The sequence below is a fragment of the Halalkalibacter alkaliphilus genome (genome assembly GCF_023555415.1).
Taxonomy (GTDB): domain Bacteria; phylum Bacillota; class Bacilli; order Bacillales; family Bacillaceae_D; genus Halalkalibacter; species Halalkalibacter alkaliphilus.
Genome location: NZ_JAKRYL010000003.1, coordinates 132,462 through 148,473, shown reverse-complemented (window position 1 = coordinate 148,473; position 16,012 = coordinate 132,462). Strand labels below are relative to the sequence as shown.

Genomic DNA, 16,012 nt, shown 5'->3' with positions numbered 1-16,012 from the left:
TCTTTCTTTCTATGCTTTTATCATACTAATAGTCTGATATTTCTGCTGTGATGTGTATCACAAAAAGTATAAACAAGAAAGAAACCGGCTGCATTTTTGATGCGACCAGTTTCTCCTTAGATAATGAAAAGATTAACTGCTTATTTGATATTTTCCCACTTGTTTTTGGGACCTTTTCCTTCCCCATACAACAATTAAACCACTCGCAATTAAACCTAACATTCCAGCAAAGTAAAAGCCAGTAGCAATGCCAAAACTAGAATTCAAGATACCTGCTAAAAATGGACCTAAAAACATCCCAATTGCGTACACAGCCTGATATACACCCATAGCAGTTGCTCTTTTACCATGAGATATTGATTCAATTGACATCCCTAATAACAACGGAAACAATACTCCAAGTGCAAAGCCATTAACTCCTTGCACGACGATAAGTAACCATTTCGACTCAACAAAAGGAGTTATCAAAGTAAATAACGCTGTTACTAAAAATGCATATTTTAATGATCTCCATTTCCCAAATCGTGGTACAACTAATTTCCCTAAATAAAGGGTAGCTAAAGCATGAGGGATCATAAAAGCAAAAACAATTAAACTAATGTCCTTTGCCTCTAATCCAATGCTCGTAACATACGTGGGAATGAATCCAAACATGGTTGTAAAAATAATGCTATGAGCTAAAATTGATAGTAATGAGATCTTTAAAAGTTGTGGTTCTCTCATAACGGATGTAAGATCCTGCAGTCTTACCGGAGCTTTCGGTACACCCTCTTTCGGTTCATAGATAAAGAAGGCGAGTGCTATTCCTATCAATCCAACTATTCCACCTATCCAAAATGGAGCATGCCAGCCCCACGCGTTAACGACATAGCCACTAAAAATCATACCTAACAGTTGAGCTAACACAACCACAAAGGAAATACTGCTCATCGCTCGATGAACTTCACGATCAGCAAAATAAATAGAGTATAAAACGGCAAACACCACCCATGTTGCCACCGATAATCCTGCTAAAGAACGAGCGAAAAGTATCCAACCTAAACTATCCGTTAGTGCAAATATAAAACAACTAACAGTACTTATTAATAAGCCTAAAATGATAAACGGTTTACGTATCTTTAATAAATCTGAACTTATTCCTATAGGTAGCCTGAATAGAAATTGCATTAGACCATAGCTACTTAACACAATTCCAATAAAGACATATGTCCCACCCATTGATTCCATATAGGGGGACAATATTGGAAGGTAGATAAAATGCGGAAACCAAATCATAAATGAAACAAGCAAAAAGATATATTTCTCTTTGTTTGAAATATGAGTACTCAATTTATCACTCCATTTTTAAAAAGGAAAGGTACTAAGCATCCATGCTTAGTACCTCCATTTAATTACCAACGAGTCGTTAGCATTTTCTTACGTGTATAGAATTCAACCCCATCTGTACCATTTGCATGTAAATCACCATAGAACGATTTTTTGTAACCAGAGAATGGGAAGAACGCCATTGGAGCTGGAACACCTAAGTTTACTCCAAGCATACCCGCGTCGATGTCTTCGCGGAATTGACGAACAGCACTTCCGCTATCTGTATAAATACACGCTCCATTTGCAAATTCTGATTGGTTTGTTAACTCAATTGCTTCTTCCAGTGTGTTCACACGTACGACTGATAGAACAGGAGCAAAGATTTCTTCTTTCCAAATAGTCATTTCTGTATTTACATGATCAAAAATTGTCGGTCCAACGAAGTATCCAGCACCTGAACTCGCTGCATCTTTACGTCCATCACGAACTAAAGTAGCACCTTCTTTTTCACCAAGCTCAATGTATTGCTCAGTTTTTGCTTTATGAGAGTCACGGATAACCGGGCCAAGGAATATTCCTTCTTCCATTCCATTACCGATTGTAATCTTATCAACTTCTTCAACTAATTTTTCCATGAATGGCTCTGCTACATCACCAACAGTTACTACAACTGCAGCTGCCATACATCTTTCACCTGCTGAACCATACGCTGCATTCATAATTTGGTTAACTGCACCATCTAAATTCGCATCCGGCATAACGATTGAGTGGTTTTTCGCACCAGCTAACGCTTGAACACGCTTACCATGAGCAGACGCTGTTTTGTATACGTATTCCGCAACCGGTTGAGATCCTACGAATGAAATTGCTTTTACTGTTGGGTGCTCAAGAAGTCCGTTAACCACGTCATGTGCACCATGTACGATGTTTAATACACCTTCAGGAAGTCCAGCTTCTGTAAATAATTCAGCTAAGCGATTCGCAAGTAATGGTGTACGCTCAGATGGCTTTAATACAAACGTGTTACCGCATGCAATTGCAAGCGGGAACATCCAGCATGGTACCATCATCGGGAAGTTAAATGGTGTAATTCCACCGATTACTCCGATTGGGTAACGGTACATACCTGACTCAACTCCTGTAGCGATATCTGGTAATTGCTTACCCATCATCAATGAAGGAGCTCCTGCTGCAAACTCAACACACTCAATTCCACGTTGAACTTCGCCGTATGCTTCACTGTAGCTCTTTCCATTTTCTAATGTTACTAGACGAGCTAACTCTTCCCAGTTCTCTACTAATAATTGTTGGTATTTAAATAGAATACGAGCTCTACGAGGTACAGCTGTTTTGCTCCATTTTTTAAATGCTGCTGCTGCGTTTTCTACTGCTTGATCTACATCTTCACGACTTGAGATCGGTACATGTGCAATAATTTCACCTGTAGCTGGGTTTGGAACCGCATCTGTTTTTCCAGAAGTTGATTCTACCCATTGACCTCCAATATAGTTTTTAAGATTTTGTACAGTTACTGCATTTGACATAGTGATTACTCCTCTCAATATTTGCTTCTATAATTTTTCTTTGCTACCTTTTAAATGGAACAGGACCTATATAGCTAACATCATCCTATCTCACAATGAAATCCTTTTCAAAATAGGTAGCACTACTCCTTCTCCCCAGAGACTCTACTAAATTTTAGGTTTCTAGAATCCACTGGATCTGTACCCGCCCACAACCGAGACCGTTTACATTTAGTAGAAGCAAAACTGTAATATACTGAAATCGATTACATCTAAATTAGTTTTGACTTCCTCTTACAATTCTTATTGTATAGCATTCAGTTTTTTTTGTAAATGCTTTTTCTAGTTTTTTTTCACTTTTTTTAATGTTAATTTTTATCATGATATCCCTTGATAACATTGAGTTTTTCAATATTTTTTCAATCGGAATCCTACAGAGAACAACAAATTTAAGTGAAGTTTTTTCATAGAAAGAATTCCTATTTTCAAATGAATAATTAAGTTGAGCTTGCCAAAAACACTGCAATCGATTTCAGCCCTTCACTACTAAATTCTTTCTAGAGCCTTTAGAGCATTGGATTTCGATCCACAGGAATCTCCAATAATTAGTTCATCCTTCATTACTATTTTCTTTTTGTGCATTTGCTCACTATTTATTTGTTTTAATAATAACTCCATCGCTTTTTTCCCTATTTCATACTTTGGTTGAGCAACCGTCGTTAGGTTCGGTTCATGTATTGATGACATTTTTATATGGTCAAAACCAACAACAGCAATATCTTCAGGTACATTTAGGTGACAGTCCTTTACTGCCTTTATTACACCCATTGCCATATCATCGTTGAAAACAAAGACTGCAGTAGGCGGGGTTTCTAGTGCCAATAGCTTCAGCATTTGATTATACCCAGAATCAAAGGTTTGATCCCCTTCCTGAATATATGCTGAATCAATTTCTAAATCATGGCTAATCATCGCTTGCTTGTAACCCCTTAAGCGGTCTCGACTAAGGACAATATTTATTGGACCTGTAATATGAGCTATCCTAGTATGGCCTAATTGAATCAAGTGTTCCGTAGCCTTTCTTGCACTACTTATATTATCAATAGAAACAGTTGGAACATTCAAACCATCCATATATTCACAGGCTAGCACAAGTGGGTACTGCTCAGATAGCTCCTCTAATTTATCCTTATCTAAACGAGCAGTTAAAAGAATCATTCCATCAGCTTGTTTTTGATATAATAGGTTAATATATTCAGCTTCTCTTTCAATGTTATTTTCAGTATCTCCCAATATTACTTGATACCCACAACTAACAGCAACGTGCTCTATACCTCTAAGCACTTCAGAGAAGAAGGCACTTGTAATATCCGGGACAACAACAAGAATGATTTTCGTTGCCTTCGTCCTAAATTGCCTTGCAACTGCATGAGGCTTGTAATTAACCTCGTTGATTACATCCATGACTTTTTGTTTTGTTTCTTTGCTCACAAGTTCTGGGTGACAAAGTACCCTTGAAACTGTTGCAGGTGACACATTCGCTAGTTTCGCTACATCACTCATCTTCATATTTTTAGAAACTCACCTCCCATATTTCAAGTTTATAACTGAAAACGATTACACCAACTTCCAAAAAAAATCAGTATTTGTCTCGCTTACAAAAAAGCACTTGAAAATACTTCTTATTTTATTTTATATTATTTAGTTTTCTTTGTAAATGGCTGTTTTCGCATACTTTGTTGTTTTTATAGGGTTACGTGTCCTTCACATGTTCGTTCCCTTGCGCTCCATTTCACTACGGACAAAACACATTTCTTCACAGCAACAATCTTTACGAAAAGAAAAGTCGGGAATAGAGTTGGCCAATGGCTCCTCTCAAGGCTCTTAAGAAGCCACTGAAAAAGTCCTTTTTAGCGGATTCGAGGAAGCAGCAATGGCTCCACACGTTGCGCGCCTGCTATGAGAAAACCACTCATAGCAGGCTTTAAGACAAAGCAACGGTTCCGCTCATTGCTTAAAGGCCATTGAAAAAGGTCAAAACCGTACCTTTTTCAGTGGCCTCGGCTCTTAAAAGAGTAGCGACTCCGCTCATTGCTTCGGGGGTGTCTCAAAGGTCAAAAACAGACCTTTGAGACACCCCCGAACACTTTTTCATTTATTTACTCAATACGGCTAGACTCTCTTATTATCAATTCATCTTTCATAACAAATTTCTTCTTTTTCAGCGGCTCACCATTTATTAATTTAAGCAATAACTCCATCGCTTTTTTTCCAATTTCATACTTCGGTTGGTCAATCGTCGTTAAATTAGGTTCAAATACCGTTGACATTTTTATATTATCAAAGCCTACTACTGCCAAATCATCTGGCACAGTTAACCCACTGTCTTTAGCTGCCTTAATTGTACCCATAGCCATTTCATCATTAAAAACAAATATAGCTGTAGGTGGGGTTGATAATGACAACAGTTTTAAAGTTTGATTATAACTAGATTCAAAATTCACTTCTCCCTCTTGTATATATGCAGGATCGATCTCTAGATCGTTACTAATCATCGCTTGTTTATATCCTTTTAACCTATCTCGACTTAGGATAACACTAATAGGCCCTGTAATATGAGCAATCTTTGTGTGACCTAATTGAATTAAATGTTCCGTTGCTTTACGAGCACTACTTACATTGTCGATTGATACAGTAGGAACATTCAACCCATCTACATATTCACACGCGAGAACTAATGGAAATTCACTAGCTAGTTCTTCTAGTTTACTTTTATCTAGTCGAGCTGTTAATAGTACCATTCCATCCACTTGTTTCTGAAGTAATAGGTTAATATAGCTATTTTCTCTCTCAATATCGTTTTCTGTATCCCCTAAAATTACTTGATAGTCATTGTTTACAGCTATATGCTCAATCCCCCTTAATACTTGTGAAAAAAAGGCACTCGTAATATCAGGAACAACAACTAAGATGATTTTCGTTTCTTGTGTTCTAAATTGCCTTGCAACAATATGTGGTTTGTAATTAACTTTATTTATGACATCCATAACTCTTTGTCTTGTCTCTGCACTAACCTTATCCGGGTGACTTAGCACCCTTGAAACTGTTGCAGCTGATACATTTGCCAATTTGGCAACATCGCTCATTTTCATTTTTTTATAACACCTCACCTTCCTTCCACTGTAAAATTATTTTTACTGGGAATGTCTAATTTTTGGTCGTATTTTTCTAGCAATTGAGATATGTCATAAGAGTAATAAAATATTATAAGTAATCTTCAAACCTTTGTCAAAACAAAGTAGTATATCACTATTTTACCACGTAATGAAAACGGTTACTAACATATTATAAAAAGTGGAAGTCATTTGTGATTTTCTTATAAAATAGATGGTGATGTCTTGATTAAATGTTGATATAATATGTATAAGTTTTCAAATGTAAAAAACGACAATGGGTACATTGCATAAAACTAGGGAAAGGTATTCCCTTTCAATTTTTAAAATAAGGGTTGGTAAATATGTTAAAGACACAACGCATCAATCAAATTTCTGACTATATTAATCAACATCAAACGGTTTCTTTGGATGATTTGGTAACAGTTTTTGGAGTTTCGAAAAATACTATTCGGCGAGACGTACAAGAATTGGTTGAATCCGGCGAGTATAAAAAAGTATATGGCGGAGTTAGTGTAAACCGAACACGACTTGAACCTTTTCAAGATAGAAAAACACGCAATCTGCACCAAAAGCAACTGATTGCTAAAAAAGCCGCTAGTTATATAGTAGATGGAGATGTTATATTCATCGACTCAGGAACAACGATCCTTGAAATAGTCGAGTTTATAAAAACACTTGATTTGACAATTATAACGAATAATCTTGATTTCATCATTCACGCTCTTCCATTTGAAAACTTAAATGTTATTTCAACTGGTGGTGTATTAGAACGTAAGACCAAATCATTTGCTAGTTTCATTAAACAAGATATTCTGAAATCACATAATATCAACAAAGCATTTATGGCTTCTGCTGGTGTTTCAATAAAGAACGGAATAACAAATTCAAGCCCTCTTGAAAGCGATCTCAAACGTACAGTTGTTGAAAGAAGTTCCGAAGTGTTTCTTTTAGTTGATCACAATAAATTTGATCAGCATGCTGTAATGACCTACTGTGATTTACAGGATATAGATGTTTTAATTACAGACACTGTTCCTCCCAATAAATATACAGAATATGCTCAAGAACATAATATTCAGCTGATTATTGCAGATTAACATCAAAACTAGACAATCTAGAAGACCTTTTTATATAGAAAAAAGACCTGTTTTCGTGACAGGTCTTTCAATAACACTTTTCTAGACGTTAGATTTTTCAGGAGCTTTATTACTTGTATTAAATTCTCTCATCTTCTCTTTTACTGTAGCAACGATCGCCTCTTTACCTGGTGTAGTAATCGCACGATTATCGTAAATATCACTGTCGTTTATTAATACTTCACGGACAGCTTTTGCCCATGCTTGTAAACATTCAGTATTCACATTAATTTTTGCATGTCCAAATTCAATCGCTTTTTTAATTTGGTAATCCGGAATTCCTGACCCTCCATGTAAAACCAATGGAATACCAGTCATTTCTGATATTTGTTTCATTTCATCAAAGCCGAGTTGCGGTTCACCTTGGTATGGCCCATGAACAGATCCTAAAGCGGCTGCCAATGCGTCCACTCCCGTTTCTTCAACAAGACGCAAACATTCATAAGGATCGGCATATTTTACACCACCAATAAGTCCATCTTCCATTCCACCAACTGTTCCTACTTCTGCTTCTACAGATACTTGGTGAAGTTGAGCGTAATCGACTACTTCTTTAGTCATAGCGATATTTTCTTCAATAGAATAGTGGGATCCATCAATCATCACGGATGTAAACCCTGCATCGATCGCCTGTTTACATCTCTCCACATTCATTCCATGATCTAAGTGCAATGCAACTGGAACTGTGATTTCCATTTCCTCAACAAGCGCATTCACCATAGCTGCTATTGTTTTAAACCCACCTAGATAATCAACGAGTCTATCGGAAGCTGCCACAATAACTGGTCCTTGTTCTTCTTCAGCCGCTTGTAGGATTGCTTGCGCCCACTGCAAACTATTAATGTTATATTGCCCAACTGCATAGTTTCCTTCTTTTGCGTGTTTGAGCATATCTTTCATAGATACTAATGCCAATTACCAGGCACCTCCTTATATCTTTTAATTATAAAAGCTGGGTCTCTCTAATCGAAAGACCCGGTTTTATCTAGTTAGACGGTCACTTTTTGAAATAACTTTTCGTCAATATACTTACGCGCGATTAAAGCATATTCTAATGGATGGGCCTTTGCTGGATCTTGCTCAGCTTCAATGACAATCCATCCTTTGTAATTATGATCAAGTAATGTTTGATATACTTCTGTGAAATCAATACAACCATCACCTGGTACAGTAAACATACCATCTAAAAATGAATCTAAGAACGAATTTCCTGCTGCCTTACATTCTTCTAACTTGTTCGGTCTTACATCTTTAAAGTGGACATGTTTAATGCGATTCATATGCTTTTTTAATAATGTCATATAGTCATTATCTGAAACGTAAATGTGCCCAGTATCATAAAGAAGGTGAACATGATTAGGATCTGTATTTTCTAATAAACGATCGATTTCCTCTAACGTTTGTACACCTGTTCCCATATGGTGGTGAAATACTAAATGTAAATCATACTGTTCAGCGATTTTTCCAAGCTCATTTAAGCCTTGGCATAACGTATTCCATTCCTCATCCGTAAAATAAGGCTTATCTGTAAATACATTCTTTTTTGTACCTTGAATGCTGTATGTTTGTTCTGAAACAACCGCAACAGCTGCATTTACTTGCTGTAAATTTGCACAATGCTTGTGAAAATCCTTAGCTACTTCTTCTAGTCCATCACGAATCAAGAAGCTTGAGAACCATTGTCCTGCAATTTTTAAGTTACGTAAACTAAGTTCTTTGTTTAGAACTTTAGCTTCAGGAAAGAACCCTCCGACTTCAGTTCCTTGAAAACCCGCTACTACTATGTCACTTAATAAATGTTGTAATGTATTTTCTGCACCGATTTCTGGAATATCATCATTTCGCCAGCCAATTGGAGCAATTCCCCATAGAATATCTTGATTACTCATTAGCATTCACCTTCTATTATTAATATTGCTTTGCATTTTTTAGTTTTTCTTGCTTGAATTCATATGCTTTTTGAATTCCCTCACGATCAGATACTTCAGAAACTCCAAGGTTCCACCAGCTTCCTTCATAACCGTCTGTCATCGTTTTAGGAAGGACTTTCATCTCTATTAACGTAGAACAATCTTGTTTCTTTGCGTCTTCTAAAGCTGCCTTTAGTTCTTCTACAGTATTAGCACGATATGCTTTTGCTCCGTAACCCTCAGCGACTTTCGCATAATCTACATTTAAGATTTGATTGTCGTCTGTTCTGAATTCACAGAAGTAACTTCCGCCGCCAAAATCCATTTGCAGGTTGTTGATACATCCATAACCAGAGTTATCAAATAATAAGACGTTAATCTTTTTATTATATTGAATTGCTGTTACTAACTCAGAGTGAAGCATTAAGAAACTACCATCACCAACCATCGTGTATACTTCTTTTGTTGGTTCAGCTAATTTCAAGCCTAGTGTACCTGAAACTTCATATCCCATACATGAATACCCATACTCAAGGTGGTACGTATTAGGAACAGATGAATGCCATAAACGTTGTAGGTCTCCTGGGAGAGAACCTGCAGCACAAATGATGATACTATCAGGATCAATCGTGTCATTAATTGTTAGTAATGCTGTTGTTTGAGCAAATTCAGTTCCTAATGCATCTGCATATTCATTCATCACTTCTTGAGAGAAATGGTTTTTAATTTCGGGAACAAAGCCTTCACGGCTAAATGTTACTTCGCTTAAGCGGTCACGCTCTGCTAGCCATTCTTCCTTCAGTTCAGTAATCGTGTCGCCAAATTCACTTACATATCCTTCAAGCATTGGTGTTAATGCTTCAAAAGCTGTTCTTGCATCGGCTACTACCTGATATCCATCAAGCTTATAAGCTTGCATACGGCTGACATTCACATTTAAAAACTTAGCTTCATCAAAATTAAAGATCGTTTTTGATGATGTAGCAAAGTCTGTATATCTTGTTCCTACACCAATAACAAGGTCTGCTTGTTGAGCTGCTTTGTTAGCTGCAAGTGTACCTGTAATACCAAGACCGCCAAGATTATTTTTAAATGAATGCTCAATAGTAGACTTACCAGCTTGTGTTTCTACTATTGGCACATTATATTTCTCTGAGAATTCTACTAAAATATCGCGAGCTTCTGAATACTTCGCTCCACCACCAACTACGATTACAGGCTTCTTACTTTCTTTAATTAATTCAGCAGCACCTTTTAACTCACGGTCACTTGCCGGTTTACGATCGATATAGTGAACACGCTTTTCAAAGAATCTTTCGTCAAAGTCGTACGCTTCCCCTTCAACATCTTGTGAGATACAAACCGTTGCAGGACCTGCTTTAGCTGGATCCGTCATTACTTCAAACGCACGAATTAAACTTGACATTAACTGTTCAGGGCGCGTTACACGATCCCAATATCTAGATACTGGTTTTAATGCGTCATTTGTTGTAATAGCAAGACTATGCTCTTGTTCTATTTGCTGTAATACAGGGTCTGGCTGACGAGTAGCATACGTATCTGCTGGAATTAGTAATACTGGAATATTATTAGCAAGGGCTGTTCCTGCAGCTGTTACTAAGTTAGCGGATCCCGGACCGCTTGACGTTGTAATCGCATAAATCTTTTTACGAAGTAATTGCTTGCTGTAAGCAATCGCAGCATGTGCCATACCTTGTTCATTTTTCCCTTGAATCACTTTTAAATGGCCTGGATCACTTTCTAAAGCTGTACCTATCCCTAAAACATTTCCGTGACCGAAGATATTAAAGATCCCTTCTACAAATGGAATTTCTTCTCCGTCAACATGAATATATTGTTGATTTAAAAACTTGATTAAAGCTTGAGCTGTCGTTAATCTAATCGTTTTCATAAGCGTTCTCCTCTATCCCACTGAAATGGTTTCATTCTTTTCAATTAATCCTTCAATTTCTTCAACAGATGGCATTGCATCTGATGAACTATGCTTGCTCACTACAATAGAAGCTGAAGCACTTCCATATTTTAGGGCCGTTTCAATATCCTTACCACTAATTAGTGCGAATAAGAATGCCGATGCATACGAATCACCTGCACCAAATGTTTTTAGTACCTTTGTCTTATATGCTAAACCTCTGAACACTTCTCCAGATTTTGCATAAGCATATGAACCTTCAACACCATGCTTAATAACAACTAAATCAGGTGAGTGTTTGAATAAGTAGTTTATTGTATCCTCGTTATTGCCTTCTGTTGTTCTATTTTCAAGCGCATCAAATTCTTCACGAGTACCAATGACAACATCAGATTGTTCAGCAACTAATGAATAATACACGGCAGTTTCTTCTGCATTATTCCAAGAATATGGACGATAATCTAGCTCAAAGATAACCTTTACATCATTTTTCTTCGCTAAGCTAATTGATTTCAATACCGCTTCGCGAGATGGGCTTTTTGATAAAGCTGTACCTGAAACTAGAAGAACTTTAGATTTTTTAATATACTCTTCATTTACTTCGCTTTGGTCAAGATAAAGATCTGCTACATCTTGTCTATACATTAAAATGCTGCATTCTTCTGGACTTTTAATCTCCGTAAATGCTAATCCAGTTTTATGTCCTTCTTTATCAACAACCATATTGGATGTGTCGATCCCAACTCCACTCATGTACTGCTCGATAAAACGGCCATGTTGATCATCTGCAAGCTTCCCAATAAATCCTGCCTTAAGACCAAGTTTGGAACTTCCAATTGCGATATTAGCAGGTGAACCACCAACATATTTAGAAAATGTCATTGTTTCTTCCATTGGGCGATTATATTCAACTGCGTTCAAATCAATACACGCTCGACCGATTGCAATAATATCGAATTCTCTGTTTTCATTAAATTTATAATTCATTTTATCTAACACTCCTCTTAGTAGTTTTATTGTTTTTAGTTTTAGCCTTTTAGAATCCACTCGTGATCAGGGTCGTTATAAAATTTCCAAATTCGAGTTGGACCTGCCATTACGTTTAAATAGTATGAAGTATACCCTTCAGGAACACCTACCGGATGATATCCTACTGGAACGATGACCATGTTTCCATTTTCAACTGTCATCGTTTCATCTAGTGAGCGGTCGTCTGTATAAACACGTTGGAATACAAAACCTTGTGAAGGGTTCATCTCATGATAATATGTTTCTTCTAAAAATGACTCTTCTGGTAAGTTATCTTGATCATGTTTGTGTGGAGGATAACTAGACCAATTCCCGCTTTCTGTAAACACTTCTACAACTAGCAAACTATTTGCTGAAGGGTCCGAATCTGGTAAAATGTTGTGAACCATTCTCTTGTTGTTTCCTGTTCCTCTATGCTCTACTCCATTGTCTGCAGCACTGATTAACTTCGTTGGTAATTGCTTATCTGAAGGTGAATAACAAAGAGCTACACGCGCTTGGCTTACTGCAACGACTTCAAACGTGCGATCGTTTGAAACATAAACACTATCTGTCGGTACTTTTTCAAATACAGTTTCACGTGTTCCTAAATTTTCAAACGTAACTTCTTGATCAGTCACATTGATTTTCCCCGTTACAGCAACAATACAACACTCTTGCTTTCCCAACTCCTCTAAATATGTGGCTCCAGGAGCTAAATCAATCATCTTAAAATTTACATACTCAAGAGATGAATTTTCAGATGTAACATTATGAACGAGTGTTACACCATCTTTAATTTCCGCATTTTCTGGCTTACGAAGCAATTTGCTCATTACGTCTACCTCCTAAAAATCAGTTAACTCTAAATAATGAAATCGATTTCATTAACGCTAAATTTTTTTTGTAAGTTCTTTATTTAATTGTATCAAAATCAGAACCTCTATGACTGTAATAACCTTGCACTAATTGTAATGTTTTGGTTATATTTTGATAACTTCTGTTACAGAATAATATTAAAAGCGTTTTCAGTCAATACTTTTTTAATCAATTTTCTTATTAGGTTCCAAAAAGTTAACCTTCAACACTTACTATCACCTAAGGCACTACACTCTATTAGTATTTGAGTTATCTTTGAGAATTAATTTGCAATCGATTTCATTTCAAGCAAAAAAGTAAAGTCTCTCCGGAACCAAACCCCCTTCTTAACTTTGGTAACAAGTCTATTAACATAGTTTTATAATAACATTATTATAAAACGCTTTCAACAGTATACTTACTTTTTTTCATACTTTCTAACATTTTTTAGTGATTCAAATAAAAAAACAAAGGGTGTGTCTCAAAAAGTCTGTATTTGACCTTTTGGGACAGCCCCCTTTCTCAAACAGAGATCAATAGTGTTATTTTTTACGGTTCTTTCTAGAATCAATATATACAGCCGCAACGATAATTGCACCTTTTACGATTTGCTGCCAATATGAACTTACACCTAAAAGGTCTAGACCATTGTTCATAACACCAATAATTAAGGCTCCAATAATTGTTCCACCGACTGTACCAATCCCACCAAACAAACTAGTACCTCCAATTACTGCTGCAGCAATTGCATCTAGCTCAAACATAATACCTGCTTGTGGCTGACCAGATGCAATCCTTGATGTTAGAATCATACCGGCAATACCACCTAAAAGACCAGCATATGCATAAACCATTAACTTAATTCTACTTACATTAATACCAGCTGTAACAGCCGCTTGTTCATTTCCTCCGATTGCATAAACATATCTACCAACCTTTGTTTTGTTAAGAAGTACCCATGTCACTAAACCGACTAATCCAAAGATGATAACTGGAACTGGAATCCCAAAAACAATACCTTGACCGATAAATGTAAATGATTCAGAAATACCACCAATTGGTCGACCATCACTATAAAGCATCGCAGCTCCACGTGCAGCTGTCATCATTCCTAATGTAGCGATAAAAGGAGCTAGCATTCCTTTTGCTACAAGTGTTCCGTTAATAAGACCAGCTAATAAACCGACACCTAGAGCTACTAAAATCGGAACAACTAACGGATAATCTCCTTGAGCAAATGTTGCCACTACAACTGAAACTAATGCAATTACTGAACCAGAAGATAAATCTATCCCTTTTGTAATAATGATAGGTGTAACCCCTATTGCTATAATACCTATAATGGACATCTGCCTTACAATGTTTATCAAGTTAGTAGCACTTAGAAAATGGGGTGTTAAAATGGACATTAAGACAATGAGTAAAATTAGAATGATAAATATACCATATTTTTTTAATATATTCATTGCTAGTTCTTTACCTTGATTATTCTTCACTTGTTTTGATTCCGTCTTTTCTAGCTCTAGACCCATCTTACGTTCCTCCAAACTGAATAAATTCACTAGACACTTCTTCCACATTCCGATATTAGTTAGTTACGGCTTGTCGCGTTTCGCTTTGACTAGTATTTTTCGTACTAATATTTTGTTGACCAGTAGCATATTGCATAATCTTTTCTTGGTTGGCTTCTTCTCTGCTTAATTCACCAGTAATTCGACCTTCATGCATAACTAATACGCGATCACACAAACCTAATATTTCTGCCATTTCAGAAGAAACAACGACTATTGCTTTTCCTTGGCTTGCTAATTTAAAAATTATGTTATAAAATTCTGATTTCGCTCCAACATCAATTCCACGAGTTGGTTCATCTAGAAATAAAATATCTGGGTTTTTCAATAACCATCTTGCTAATAACACTTTTTGCTGGTTCCCACCACTTAAATTTTCAACAATTTGATCAATGCTTGGTGTCTTGATTTTAAGATTTTCTTTTTGCTCTAAGCAGTCAAATTTAACTTGTTTGTAGTTCAATAAGCCCGATGAAATATATCGGTCAATATTGACAGTAATCATATTTTCTCTAACTGATAGAGGCAAAAACAAACCTGTCAATTTCCGGTCTTCGGTTAAAAAACCTAGATTACTTTTAATAGCATCTATCGGAGTATTAATTTTGACTTTTTCACCATGAACATATACTTCACCTTGGTCCGCTTTTTTAACACCAAAGATGGTCTCAAGTACTTCTGTTCTCCCTGCCCCCATCAAACCTGCAAAACAGACGATTTCTCCTTTCCGGACTTCGAAATTCACGTCTTCAAACCAACCTTTATGACTTAAATTTTTAACTGATAATGCCACTTCTCCAATAATAGGTTCAGGCTTATTGAATACTTGATTTAATTCTCGTCCTACCATCATCTTAATTAATCTATCTCTTTCCATATTCGCTGCCGTATCAGTACCGATAAACTGACCATCTCTAAATACCGATATATCGTCTGCAATTTCATACAACTCACTCATCTTATGAGTAATATAAATAATTCCAACACCTTTATCTTTTAATGAGCGGATCATTTTAAAAAGTTGAGCAACCTCTTTTTCTGTAATTGCAGAAGTTGGCTCATCCATAATGACTAACTTTGAATCAAAGGATATCGCTTTTGCAATCTCAACCATTTGTGTATTAGCAATGCTTAAATCAATCATTTTTGTTTTGGGATCAAGATTTATTTCTAGACTGTTCAAAAGATCTTTAGTCATTTGATATAACTTACGATTATTTACGAGTCCACTTTTCCCATAAGTTGGTTCCCGTCCCAAATAAATATTTTCTGCAACAGTCATTTCCGGAATAGGACTTAACTCTTGATGGATCATAGATATCCCTTTATCCAAAGAATCATTAATATTGGTTAATTTCAACTCTTCATCATCAAAGATGATTTTTCCCGTATCTGGTGTGTACATCCCGATAATGATTTTCATAAGAGTCGATTTTCCTGCTCCATTTTCACCCATAAGAGCATGAACAGTACCTTTTCTAACTTTTAATTGGACGTCGTCTAATGCTTTTACACCAGGAAATTCTTTTGTGATGTTTTCCATTTGTAAAATGTATTCACTCATTTTGTACCCTCCCATTTTTAATAGG

General features: G+C 36.3%; 12 protein-coding genes. 1 reads left to right on the top strand and 11 read right to left on the bottom strand.

Annotated elements, in window-relative coordinates:
- Nucleotides 1–132 precede the first annotated feature (132 nt).
- The 4 genes from MF646_RS03855 to MF646_RS03840 all read right to left on the bottom strand — a co-directional run bounded on the left by MF646_RS03855 (nt 133) and on the right by MF646_RS03840 (nt 5,983).
- Nucleotides 133–1,329 carry an MFS transporter gene (locus tag MF646_RS03855; protein ID WP_250095174.1) on the bottom strand — a complete coding sequence of 399 codons (1,197 nt, stop codon included), beginning with the start codon at nt 1,327–1,329 and terminating at the stop codon, nt 133–135.
- 62 nt (nt 1,330–1,391) lie between these two features.
- Nucleotides 1,392–2,852, bottom strand: a complete 1,461-nt coding sequence (locus tag MF646_RS03850; RefSeq protein WP_250095173.1) for a CoA-acylating methylmalonate-semialdehyde dehydrogenase — start codon at nt 2,850–2,852, stop codon at nt 1,392–1,394.
- 525 nt (nt 2,853–3,377) lie between these two features.
- A complete protein-coding gene (locus tag MF646_RS03845; RefSeq protein WP_250095172.1) occupies nt 3,378–4,400 on the bottom strand; it encodes a LacI family DNA-binding transcriptional regulator in 1,023 nt (340 codons plus the stop codon).
- A 590-nt stretch (nt 4,401–4,990) separates the two neighbouring features.
- Nucleotides 4,991–5,983 carry a LacI family DNA-binding transcriptional regulator gene (locus tag MF646_RS03840; protein WP_250095171.1) on the bottom strand — a complete coding sequence of 331 codons (993 nt, stop codon included), beginning with the start codon at nt 5,981–5,983 and terminating at the stop codon, nt 4,991–4,993.
- Between the two features lie 365 nt (nt 5,984–6,348).
- On the opposite strand from MF646_RS03840, the gene MF646_RS03835 reads away from it, so the two are divergent.
- On the top strand, nt 6,349–7,104 hold the full coding sequence (locus tag MF646_RS03835) for a DeoR/GlpR family DNA-binding transcription regulator (RefSeq protein ID WP_250095170.1): 756 nt from the start codon (nt 6,349–6,351) through the stop codon (nt 7,102–7,104).
- Between the two features lie 81 nt (nt 7,105–7,185).
- Here the strand turns inward: MF646_RS03835 and fba are convergent, their stop codons facing one another.
- The 7 genes from fba to MF646_RS03800 form a co-directional block, all read right to left on the bottom strand.
- Nucleotides 7,186–8,058 carry a class II fructose-1,6-bisphosphate aldolase gene (fba, locus tag MF646_RS03830; protein ID WP_250095169.1) on the bottom strand — a complete coding sequence of 291 codons (873 nt, stop codon included), beginning with the start codon at nt 8,056–8,058 and terminating at the stop codon, nt 7,186–7,188.
- A 74-nt stretch (nt 8,059–8,132) separates the two neighbouring features.
- Complete coding sequence (gene iolE, locus MF646_RS03825) at nt 8,133–9,032, bottom strand: myo-inosose-2 dehydratase (protein WP_250095168.1); 900 nt, start codon at nt 9,030–9,032, stop codon at nt 8,133–8,135.
- A gap of 19 nt (nt 9,033–9,051) precedes the next feature.
- Entirely contained in the window at nt 9,052–10,965 is a 1,914-nt protein-coding gene (gene iolD / locus MF646_RS03820; protein ID WP_250095167.1) for a 3D-(3,5/4)-trihydroxycyclohexane-1,2-dione acylhydrolase (decyclizing), read from the bottom strand.
- A gap of 12 nt (nt 10,966–10,977) precedes the next feature.
- Nucleotides 10,978–11,973 (bottom strand): 5-dehydro-2-deoxygluconokinase, encoded by a 996-nt coding sequence (gene iolC, locus MF646_RS03815; RefSeq protein ID WP_250095166.1) that lies wholly within the window; start codon nt 11,971–11,973, stop codon nt 10,978–10,980.
- 41 nt (nt 11,974–12,014) lie between these two features.
- A complete protein-coding gene (iolB, locus tag MF646_RS03810) occupies nt 12,015–12,830 on the bottom strand; it encodes a 5-deoxy-glucuronate isomerase (RefSeq protein WP_250095165.1) in 816 nt (271 codons plus the stop codon).
- Between the two features lie 564 nt (nt 12,831–13,394).
- Entirely contained in the window at nt 13,395–14,384 is a 990-nt protein-coding gene (locus tag MF646_RS03805) for an ABC transporter permease (protein WP_250095164.1), read from the bottom strand.
- A gap of 55 nt (nt 14,385–14,439) precedes the next feature.
- On the bottom strand, nt 14,440–15,987 hold the full coding sequence (locus tag MF646_RS03800; RefSeq protein WP_250095163.1) for a sugar ABC transporter ATP-binding protein: 1,548 nt from the start codon (nt 15,985–15,987) through the stop codon (nt 14,440–14,442).
- Nucleotides 15,988–16,012 lie beyond the last annotated feature (25 nt).

Coding starts and splice junctions, on each gene's coding strand:
- MF646_RS03850 (WP_250095173.1), bottom strand. CDS start 2,852: ATGTCAAATGCAGTAACTGTACAAAATCTTAAAAACTATATTGGAGGT.
- MF646_RS03845 (WP_250095172.1), bottom strand. CDS start 4,400: ATGAAGATGAGTGATGTAGCGAAACTAGCGAATGTGTCACCTGCAACA.
- MF646_RS03840 (WP_250095171.1), bottom strand. CDS start 5,983: ATGAAAATGAGCGATGTTGCCAAATTGGCAAATGTATCAGCTGCAACA.
- MF646_RS03835 (WP_250095170.1), top strand. CDS start 6,349: ATGTTAAAGACACAACGCATCAATCAAATTTCTGACTATATTAATCAA.
- iolE (WP_250095168.1), bottom strand. CDS start 9,032: ATGAGTAATCAAGATATTCTATGGGGAATTGCTCCAATTGGCTGGCGA.
- iolD (WP_250095167.1), bottom strand. CDS start 10,965: ATGAAAACGATTAGATTAACGACAGCTCAAGCTTTAATCAAGTTTTTA.
- iolC (WP_250095166.1), bottom strand. CDS start 11,973: ATGAATTATAAATTTAATGAAAACAGAGAATTCGATATTATTGCAATC.
- iolB (WP_250095165.1), bottom strand. CDS start 12,830: ATGAGCAAATTGCTTCGTAAGCCAGAAAATGCGGAAATTAAAGATGGT.
- MF646_RS03805 (WP_250095164.1), bottom strand. CDS start 14,384: ATGGGTCTAGAGCTAGAAAAGACGGAATCAAAACAAGTGAAGAATAAT.
- MF646_RS03800 (WP_250095163.1), bottom strand. CDS start 15,987: ATGAGTGAATACATTTTACAAATGGAAAACATCACAAAAGAATTTCCT.